The 10,200-nt window shown below is 58.3% G+C and carries 6 protein-coding genes; 2 read left to right on the top strand and 4 right to left on the bottom strand.

Annotation, left to right across the window (positions count from 1 at the left end; genetic code table 11):
* The first annotated feature begins 507 nt into the window (after positions 1-507).
* A complete protein-coding gene (locus tag CA85_RS06365) occupies positions 508-2,664 on the top strand; it encodes a glycosyl hydrolase family 2 protein (RefSeq protein WP_186774785.1) in 2,157 nt (718 codons plus the stop codon).
* 336 nt (positions 2,665-3,000) lie between these two features.
* Here CA85_RS06365 and CA85_RS06360 read toward each other — a convergent pair whose 3' ends face one another.
* The 4 genes from CA85_RS06360 to CA85_RS06340 form a co-directional block, all read right to left on the bottom strand.
* Positions 3,001-4,236 carry an NAD(P)/FAD-dependent oxidoreductase gene (locus tag CA85_RS06360; protein ID WP_146390494.1) on the bottom strand — a complete coding sequence of 412 codons (1,236 nt, stop codon included), beginning with the start codon at positions 4,234-4,236 and terminating at the stop codon, positions 3,001-3,003.
* Between the two features lie 45 nt (positions 4,237-4,281).
* Positions 4,282-4,785 (bottom strand): MarR family winged helix-turn-helix transcriptional regulator, encoded by a 504-nt coding sequence (locus CA85_RS06355; protein WP_146390493.1) that lies wholly within the window; start codon positions 4,783-4,785, stop codon positions 4,282-4,284.
* Positions 4,786-5,608: 823 nt separating this feature from the next.
* On the bottom strand, positions 5,609-5,956 hold the full coding sequence (locus CA85_RS06345; protein WP_146390491.1) for a P-II family nitrogen regulator: 348 nt from the start codon (positions 5,954-5,956) through the stop codon (positions 5,609-5,611).
* 89 nt (positions 5,957-6,045) lie between these two features.
* The gene (locus tag CA85_RS06340; RefSeq protein WP_186774783.1) at positions 6,046-8,070 is read right to left on the bottom strand and encodes a glycoside hydrolase family 32 protein; all 2,025 of its coding nucleotides are present in this window, start codon (positions 8,068-8,070) and stop codon (positions 6,046-6,048) included.
* Positions 8,071-9,002: 932 nt separating this feature from the next.
* Between CA85_RS06340 and metK the strand changes: the two genes are divergently transcribed.
* The gene (gene metK, locus CA85_RS06335) at positions 9,003-10,187 is read left to right on the top strand and encodes a methionine adenosyltransferase (RefSeq protein WP_146390489.1); all 1,185 of its coding nucleotides are present in this window, start codon (positions 9,003-9,005) and stop codon (positions 10,185-10,187) included.
* The last annotated feature ends 13 nt before the right edge of the window (positions 10,188-10,200 follow it).

The raw sequence follows: 10,200 nt of genomic DNA, 5'->3' as shown, positions 1-10,200 counted from the left end.
CCAGCGCTGTTACTCTGTCCATGCGGAAACTCCGTTCTCCGAGGTGACGAGGTTGTAATTCAAGTCACTTTATGAACGGTTTTCCGCTTTTTTTATAGATCAATCCTTAACTTGATGCCTATGAGGTCAGCGCAGCGCCACTTACGGTTGTTCGTTGGCAATGGACGTTCCCGGTGGCGTTTGCTCCGCTCGACCACCGGCTATTCTCTCCGACGCCGTCGGCGTACAACAACCTGAGGGTCAGAAATCCCAGGCGTTGCCTGGAGCTATCAAAGGACTGCCCCGTTGGGCGTTGTCATAAGCTGTCGTCAGATGCGTAGGACGGCCAGGCTGCGGGATTTTCGAGGCACAGGCTACTACGTCGGATGGGCAAAAGAGCACCCTCGGCAAGCGCCAGCTCACCGAGGGTTGATCGCAATCTCGAGAAGAACTGAAAAAGGGAATGTCATCATGGATACCAACACGGGTCGGAGTCGTTCACGTCTGGGGACAGGGCACGGTGCTGAAATGAATCACTCGAAGAGTACGGTGATCTTACAGATGGTTGCCGGTCTGGCGATCATCGCTTTGTGCGGATCTGCCTCGGCCCAGGACGGCCTTCGTGAACGATGGCTCGATCCACCGCCGGAGTTTCGGTTGAATCGGAATCTCCACAATCCTCAGATGAAATCGACGCAGCAGGCAGCGATCATTCGGGAAACGCTCGACGAAGGTTGGGGCGGATTCGCATTGAACGCGCCCTTTCGCCATTACCTGACCGATGAGGGCATGACAGCGACGCGGCAGTTCTGTCAACTGGCCAAAGCGCAGGAAATGGAACTGTGGCTTTACGATGAAGAGGGCTATCCATCCGGGAGCGCGGGCGGGCGCGTGATCCGAGAGAATCCGGACTGGGAAGCGATGGGATTGTTTTTTACCGACGACGTGGTCCCGGCCGGCCCCGTGACATTCCCGATGCCACCAGGCCAAGTCGTGACGATCGTTGCGTTTCAGGTGAATAACGGTGAGACCGACTTCAACCATTCCATCGACCTGAGTAACCGCTTCAACAGAGGGCAACTGAAATGGAATGCGCCGGAGGGGACGTGGCGAATCTTTGCTGCCACCCAACACAGCGTTTACGAAGGTTTTCAGGCCGACCGCAATCCGTACCGGCACCCGTCGCCCATGGTACCCGAAGCCACCGACGCGTTTCTGCGAATCACGCATGCCAAGTACGCCGAATTCTTAGGCAACGACCTGGGACGGTATTTCACGGCGACATTCACCGACGAACCCTCTTCGATGGCCATGCCGTTCCACGCATATTCAAAACGGCACGCTGTGATTCCCTGGCACTCTGTGCTGTCGGCAGCGATACAGGCGAGGTACGGCTACGCGCCCGAAACCAAACTGATCGAATTGTTTTATGACCGAGGCGCAGCGGGACAAAAGGTTCGCTACCAGTATTTCAAGACCGTGGGCGATTTAATCGCGGCCAACTATTTCGGCAGGATCGGTGACTGGTGTCATTCTCACAAGCTTGGATCGGGCGGGCATTTGTTGTTGGAGGAATCGATGGTTGCGCACGCGGCGCTCTACGGAAACATCATGCAGTGTTTTCGCCAGATGGACGCTCCTGGGATCGACATTCTCAGTTGCTACCCGTCGAACCTGCCCGTCCATTCGCCGAAACTAGCGTCGAGTGCCGCCGAATTGATGGGGCACGATCGGGTGATGAGTGAGCCCTGTCCCGTGGCGGACAAACCGCACGAACCGCCTACTGAAGCGATCCGCGGTTTTTTCAATCTCCTGTTGCAGGGCGGGGTAACGGATTTCAATTGCTACTTGAAGCTGGAACATGCCAACCAATCCGAGCGTGCCGAGATCAACACGTACGTCGGGCGAGCAGCGATGCTGTTGCGTGGCGGTCACACGGCGGCGGACATCGGTGTGGTCTATCCGATCGAATCGTTGTGGACCGAGTACCGTCCGCGATACCACAAGGTGGCCGGCTGGCAACACGTCGTAGGATCGCCCGAGTCTGTCAACGAGATCGACCGGTCGTTTCGACGAGCATCACGCTGCCTGTTTGAGCATCGCTGGGAGTATCTCCACCTGGACTCACAAGCTCTGATCGATAGCCAACCGCAAGACGGCAGGTTCGTCCACGATCCGTTTCGATTCCGGGTGATCGTGCTCCCCGCCGTCAGCACTTTGCCAGCGGATGCCTGGGCGAATCTCTCGGCGTTCGCCAAACAGGGCGGGAAACTAGTTTTCCTGGAAGCTCGGCCGCGGAACTCAGAGGCGGATTTTCCTGATCAGGCGGTGCAGGATGAGTTTGCCCAGTTAATTGACGAGAATCCGAATGTTGTGTTCCTCGAAGAATGGACGTTCGAGACGCTCAACGAGCTACTTGAGAGCTGGCTCGACAGGCCCCTCAAAATTGCCGACGAACACCTTCCCGTGCGGCTCGCCCACAGACAGATCGACGGCCGCGAAGTGTTCTTTTTGGTCAACGATTCTGCCGCCGACGTGACCACCACTGTCACTTTCCACACCGCTGCACAACTCGAAGAGTGGGATCCGGCGACTGCCTATGTCCACCCGGTCTCCCGCGAGACGCAGGTGGTGTTGCAACCCTGGCACGCGAAGATCTACAGGACGATGCGACCGCGCGAATAACCTCGGCCGAAGAAGAACAGCGACTCCTCCGACCGAAGCGTACTTTCTTGCGGGAGTGGACTCTTTGGCATCACGCAGGACTGAGGAACGCGGGAGTAATAAGTGGCGTAGTGGACGAGGCGACGAGTCCTTTCTACTTGATCGTGCGGTCGGATTTCAGGGACTCGTCGCCTCGTCCACTACAAAAAAGCTTTTGCCGGGTGGTTGCCCTGCTCGGGCATTGTCAGGAACTGGTCGGTCTCCGGTTGCTCGGGCCAGTTGAACGTGCTGCAGACGGCACGATCTGGGAGTGGGCGTCGAATTCAACTTTCTGCTGGGAGGGGAGCACCGCTCAATCTACTCCGAAGGCGCCTTCGTCACTCTCATGGAATCGATGTCCTCGAACACCTGGTCGAGTTCCTTGTTGAACAGATCGCCGATCAATAGGTCGGTAACGCTTCCACGGTGATGGGGGAAGCGGCGTATGAACTCGCCGAAATTGAATCCGTCGTAGTACTCGCACACGAGTCGCCGCATCCGGTTCATTCCCTCGACGAATCCATCCTCCCACTTTCCGATTTGCGCCCGAGAGAAATCCCCCTTTTGCAATCCTTCCCCGATCGCATCGGCTGCGAGTTCTCCCGACTTCAACGCCAACATGACTCCCGACGAGTACAGCGGATCGAGAAAACCGAACGCATCGCCGACCAGCACCCAGCCATCCCCAGCGGCTTGGCTGGCGCGATAAGTGTAGTCCTTCGTCGCCTTCACCGGGGCGACTTGTTCTGCGTTGGAGACCCGCTCCTTGACAGTGAGGCAGTTCTCCATTTCTTCCGCAAAGGTCGTCTTATGATTCGCTCGCCCCTTGAAAAGATAGTCGAATTCGGCCACTACGCCGACGCTCACAATGTCGTCCTGCATCGGGATGTACCAGAACCAACCCTGCTTGTCTCGCAAGCTCAGAACGATAGTCGCCCCTTCGTCTTTGCCTTGATCTCGATACGCTCCCTTGAAATACGTCCAGAGGGCTCCCTTATTCAAGTCTGCGTCGGGAACCCGCAGTTTGAACTTGTTGATGAGCATCGAACTCTGCCCGCTCGCGTCCACGACCACGCTCGCTCGGACCTCCTTCACGCTCCCGGTCTCGTCCTTGATCTGCACACCAACAGCCTGGTCGCCTTCAAAAAGCACATCGAGAACTCGCACGCCCTCATGAACAACAACGCCCTGTTCCTCAGCGTTCTTGAGCATCATCACATCGAATTCGCTGCGTCGAATCTGCCAGGTCTGCGAGCATTCATGCGGCTTGTTATCGTGGAAGTAGAACGGGGCAGAATGCTTGCCCGAAGGACTCACGAACTGAACGCTGTGTTTCTGAATGAAGGGGCTCGACTTCATCTTGTCGAGCATCCCCAATCGCTCCAATACCCAGTAGGTTTCGGGAATCAGCGACTCGCCGATATGGTAGCGAGGAAATCGTTCACGCTCGAACAATTCAACCTGATATCCCTGCTGGGCGAGCAGCGTCGAAACGGTTGCACCGGCTGGACCACCGCCGATGACGATGACATGAGGAGACTGGTCAACTGACATACTGGAACACTTTTCGTTTCTGTGGGACGTTGAAAGCTGCCTCCGTCACTCATCAATGAATGACAGGTTATTGGCATCCTCGTGGGGCTGTCGGGCTTGCCTGAGCAAGTCGACCATTTGGCGTAGATCCTTCCGGTTCAGGTGCCCCAACTGCTGCTGGTGGCATTCCTGGACAGCATCGTGAACCTCGTCGAGCAACTGCGTTCCCTTCTCCGTGATGCGGACTTCGACGACTCGGCGATTCTCAGGTTTCCGCTCCCGTAGCAGCAGACCTTTTTTCTCCAGCCGATCGAGCAGACGAGTCATGTCGGGAGCACGCGAGATCAACCGACCGCCCAGCACCAAAGTCGGCATCGCAGCCGGATGAACCGAACGCAACAGTCGCAAGGCGTTGTACTGCTGAGCAGACAGACCGACCCGTCCGAACACTTCGTCTTCCATCAACTTGAGACGGTCATACGTCCGCCATAGGTTCAGGAAGACTTCCTGTTCCAGCGAATCATAAGACGGGCTGGTCGCTGTCGCAGCATTCGTCGGTGCTTTGGCCATCGGAGGACAATACACGTTTCAACAACTATCGTCAAGACGTTTGTCAAAGAGCGACCTGAGGGACACGGCATGATTGCAGGGAATCTGACGATGGCCCGTCTTGGGATCGCGTTGGTTTGATCGTTTGCCATCATTTTGCAACGCGTGATCAATAAGTGGCTAATTTAGCGAAAGCTATTCTGTGCTGGACGAGCTGTTGAGCCCCGCAAGTTTCCCTACGCCGAAGGCGTTGAAGAAAATAGCCGGAGGTCGAGCGCAAGCGAACACCACCGGCTACGTCGCAAAACGCAAAAACCAACCCCGAATGGGGTTGAAGAACGTTCATGTCCGGATCTGCGACCCACTTCGGGGTCGACGTTCCACGGCCAACGCACCACCGTAGGTGGCGCTGTGCTGACCGACGGCTATTCTCTATGATCCCTGACGGGATACTTCTGGGTAACTGACAGGAATCGCCGTTTTACGATTAAAAAAATGGAGCGTTCACCCCGCGCCCATGTGGGCTTGCCCTGGGCTGTTAACACGTTGGGGTCGACACGCATTCTGTGGCAGTCGGGATTGTTCCGCGTTTTCAGGCCGGAGGCCGATACATCCCCTGCCGTGACGCCACCGGCAAAGGATGTTCCGCCCTCCGGGCTATCGTGCGATCACTCATTGCGAGAACAAAAGGGCCCCCTCCCTCACGCACGTCTGAACGGCGTCGTTCGACCTCCCCCAGCTGCGCCGGGAGAGGTAAAGGCGTTGCAATCGTGGCACTTAAAAGCCGCACGACCTCTCCGCGTGGGAGGGTGAAGGCAACTCGTTGCTGGCGGTGGCGAGGCGGTTAGATGGCGTCGTTGCCGCGTTCGCCGGTGCGGATGCGGATGCAGTCGTCCATGGGGAGGACGAAGATTTTGCCGTCGCCGAGTTCGCCTTGCTCACTGCTGCGGCCGCCGGCGAGGATGGCGTCGATGGTGGGCTGCACGAATTCTTCGTTGACCCCAATCTGCAGCTGAACCTTCCGCAGCAAATTCACTCCATAATCGCGGCCACGCATGCCCCCGGTTTGGCCCCGTTGGCGACCAAATCCCTGGCAATCCACGACGGTCAAACGATGGACTTCGACTCGGGTCAGGGCTTCCTTGACCGCGTCGAGTCGAGAGGGTTGGATAATGGCAATGATGAGTTTCATCGTTCGTCAGAAATCCTGTTACGTTCGGCCTGTCTCGGGATAGATGACCGGCCAGCATAGCGGATGCAGTGCAACCCGCGTAGACGGCGTCATTTCCAAATCGATTCGAGCCGGTTGATGGTCAGCTCGTGAATTCTCGCCGTCCCGCCGATGGCCTGAATCGAATGGGTTTTCGCCGCGGTTTGGGGCGAGGTGTAGACGGCGCGGAAATCGTCGCCATTGAAGGCGTAGGCCTCGAGCGAGATGCGGTCGATCAAGAACCGCAAACGCACCCGGCCGCTGCGTGGTTGCAGGTTCGGAAGCAGCGTGCGGACCTCGCTTTCGCCCTTTCCGGTCGCGCCCGTGTAGGTCGTGGTTGCCCGCTCGGCATCGTAGACGACTTGGACGCCGGGCAAGTCAAAGACGATGGACTTGGCGGTGGCGGGGTCGAATTCGATCGTCATGTCGACGAGGTCGAGCGGTTCGAGGTCGGCGATTAGGTTGTCGCCCGGGGCCAGCTCCGTGTCGGATTTCCGGTGCGTTTGGCGGACGAGTGACTTGATCTCATCGATCGGTTGGTAGGCCAGCCGGGTTCCCTCGGCGGTTCCATGGAGTGTCATTTCGCAGGGAAAGGACATCTGTTGGTTGAAGGGGACATCGTAGATCTCGGCAGCGTTGGGTCCGCCTCGCATCCAGCCGATTTGAACCGCCCGGCCTTGCGGTTGGTCGTAAAACGTTTGGGCCGCATAGAAATTGCCGCCACCGGCTTTCAGTGGCCCCGATTCGCTCGTAAATTTCTCGCCATCGAAGCTGCCGATTTCATAATCGAAGCTGGCGTCGTAGAGCACACACTTCGTATTGCTCTCGTCCCCATCGACGGGCAGGAAGACGACGTCGACGCATTCGAACGCCCAATCCCGCATCAGATCGGAGGCGAACGTCCAATCGGTCAGGTTATCGGAGGTGAAGAATCGGATGCGGCCGGGATCGCGTTCGACCCACAGGGCCATCACCCATTGTTTGCTCGCCTCGTGCCAGAACACTTTCGGGTCCCGTTCGCCTCGGTCGAAACCTTGATTGGGGACCACGGCGCGGCCCTCGTTCCAGTAGGTCCAGGTCTCACCCCGGTCGGTGCTGTAGGCCATCGCTTGGTAGAACTTGGGTTTGGTGGCGAACGTGAAGAACGCGGCCAAGGTTTCCGTCTCACCGACTTGTTTGCCCAGCGAGTTGTTGTGGTCGGTCACCATCGTGCCGGAGAAGATGGTCCCCTCGCGAGCGTCGACCGAGTACGGCAAGAGCGAGTGGTCGTGCTGGGTCCAGTGCATCATGTCGGGCGCCGTCGCGTGCCCCCAGGTCATGTTGCCCCACGTCGTCGCGTGCGGGTTGTGCTGAAAGAACAGGTGGTATTTCTCGCCGTCGTAGACCATGCCGTTGGGATCGTTGAGCCAATTGCGACGCGAGCTAAAGTGAAACTGCGGACGCCGGGCTTGGTCGTAGCCGGTGTCGGGATAGGCTTTCGGCGAGATATCACGGGTGAAAGCGAACTCCATCCGCTCGTCGACGACGGGTTGATCCGTGGCGGTGAAGTCGTCGGCGTTGATATGCCCCCAGCCGCCGGTGGCGTGGTCGAAGATAACGAGTTGGGCGGTCTTGCCGACGAACTCCGAGACATCTTTGCTGATCGTGATCATGGACTCGGAATCGACGCCGGTAGCGAGTTCCATTTCCTGGTCCGCAACGAGCAGCTTCACACCGGTCTCGCCCGGCAGGTACCCCGCGCCAATTCGGAAGGTGAGGTAGGGACGCGTGATCGTGAATTCTTGGGACGTCAGCGTACCGGTGGCGGCATCGCCCCGGATGTCGCCTGCGGCTCCCGTTTCTCCGTCGAACCGTTCATAGGTACCGATCCAATAATCGCCTTGGTGGAAGCTCGGTTCGCGGTTCCGGGCCGCTGGGTTGTCACCCCGCGTGGGTTGGTTGGTGAACGCATCCCCCTCGGCGGTCCAGCCCTGCAGGGTGCCTGACTCGAAATCGGAGTTCGGGAACAGCAATTCATCGGCGGCAGCGTTACCGGCGACCAGGATCAGAGATAGACAGGCTGGGTAGACCAGGCGGTGGGCGAAGAATGAGAGCATCGAGGCGTTCTCGGGCGAAGGTGGGACGGTGGGTGGGGATTCGGGGGGAGCGTGCGAGTATAGCAGGTGTGAACGAAGTGTTCGGTGCATGAGCCGGTGGGTGATAGCCGAATACCGCTTAGCAACGCGTAATCAATAAGTGGCGAATTTAGCGAAAGCGATTCTTTGGTGGACGAGGCGACGAGCTGTCAGTTACCCAAAAGTTTGCCCACGCCGAAGGCGTTTAAGAAAATAGCCGGTGGTCGAGCGCTAGCGAATACCACCGGAAACGCCGCGAAGCACGCGTGCCAACCCCGAAGCGGGTTGAAGAACATCCACGACGAGGTCTGCGACCCACTTCGGGGTCGACGGTCGGTGACCAACGAACCACCTTAGGTGGCGCTGCGCTGACCTACGGCTATTCTCTCTAATCCCTAACGGGATACTTGTGGGTAACTGACAAGAGGCAGGAGATGTGTCGGCCTCCGGCCTGAAAACGCGGCACGATAGCGACTGCCACAGCCCCAATTCTGCTAGCAGCCCATCCGCCGCACCGATCTGATGCATGGACGCCCTCCCCGGGAGACTCGCGAAAGGCTCGTCCTCCGCCCCTCCCAGCTCTGCCGGGAAGGTGAAGTCAATCGTTGAGTCAGAATCACTTAAAAACGGCACGACCTCTTCGTAGGGTGGCCACTCGGGTGGCATTTATCATGCAAAGGCCCCGATTCGTCGGTTTTCAGGATTGCTCGGGAAGATTATGGTAGGGGCAGCCAGGGGTCTGGCGAGGCGACGATTTTTCTCGATTGGTTCGAGAATCGCGCGATCGCAGCGGGCCCCTTTTTAGACCCTTCTGGTCCTCAGTGGTTGAGACCAGACCCCTCTGGTCCTCCGTGGTTGACGATCGTGGTACGCACGAAATCGCTCGAGGACCGACACCGCGGAGTTAATCAGTAGTGAGTAATCAGTCAGGTCGTTATCTTTTCACCAGCGAATCGGTCAGCATGGGGCACCCGGACAAACTGGCCGACCGCATTTCGGACAGCATTTTGGACGCGTTGCTCGCCCAAGATCCCAACAGCCGCGTTGCTTGCGAAACGCTCGTCAATACGAACCTGGCTGTGGTCGCTGGTGAGATCAGCAGCACAGCGGATGTGGACTACGAAAAGATCGTTCGCGACACGATCCTTGCCGTCGGTTACGACAATGCCGACACGGGCATCGATGGCGCCAATTGCGAAGTTCAGGTCCGATTGGACGCACAGAGCCCCGATATCGCCCAGGGCGTGAACTCGAACGAGACCGGCAAGGAAATCGGCGCCGGTGACCAAGGGTTGATGTTCGGGTATGCCTGTGGCGACACCCCGGAGCTGATGCCGCTGCCGATCGCACTGTCGCACCGCATTATCAACCGCATCACCGAAGCTCGCTTCAACAAGGAAGTCGACTGGTTGCGACCGGATAACAAGAGCCAAGTCACGGTGGAGTACGACGGCAACACGCCTGTGCGAATCGACACGGTGGTCGTCAGCGCCCAGCACGCCCCGGGTGTCAGCAACGAGGAAATCCGCGAGTTCATCATCGAGAAAGTGGTCAAGCCTTCGCTCCCAGCTGAGCTGGACAAGGGCGACATCAAGTATCACATCAACCCGACGGGCAAGTTCGAGATCGGCGGCCCGCACGGCGATTGTGGCCTGACCGGTCGCAAGATCATTGTCGATACCTACGGTGGTTGGGGACGTCACGGTGGCGGTGCCTTCAGCGGCAAGGATTCGACGAAGGTCGATCGCAGCGCCGCCTACATGGCCCGTTATGTTGCCAAGAACATCGTCGCCGCTGGATTGGCTGAACGCTGCGAAGTTCAACTGGCGTACGCGATTGGCGTGACTGATCCGGTTAGCGTGAACGTGGACACCGAGGGCACTGGCAAGATCGAAGATGCGAAACTTTGCGAACTGATCCGCAAGCATTTCGACTTGAAGCCCGGCCAGATCATCGAGCACCTGCAGCTCCGCCGCCCCGTTTTCGCTGCCACTACCTCCGGCGGCCACTTCGGCCGCGATGGCGATGCGTTCACCTGGGAGAAGACCGACAAAGCCGATGAGCTCGCCGAAGCCGCCGGCATGGTCGCTGTCGCGTAAGTACGCGGGAGTA

This window comes from Allorhodopirellula solitaria (assembly GCF_007859855.1).
GTDB lineage: Bacteria > Planctomycetota > Planctomycetia > Pirellulales > Pirellulaceae > Rhodopirellula > Rhodopirellula solitaria.
This window is presented reverse-complemented; position numbering and strand designations above follow the sequence as displayed.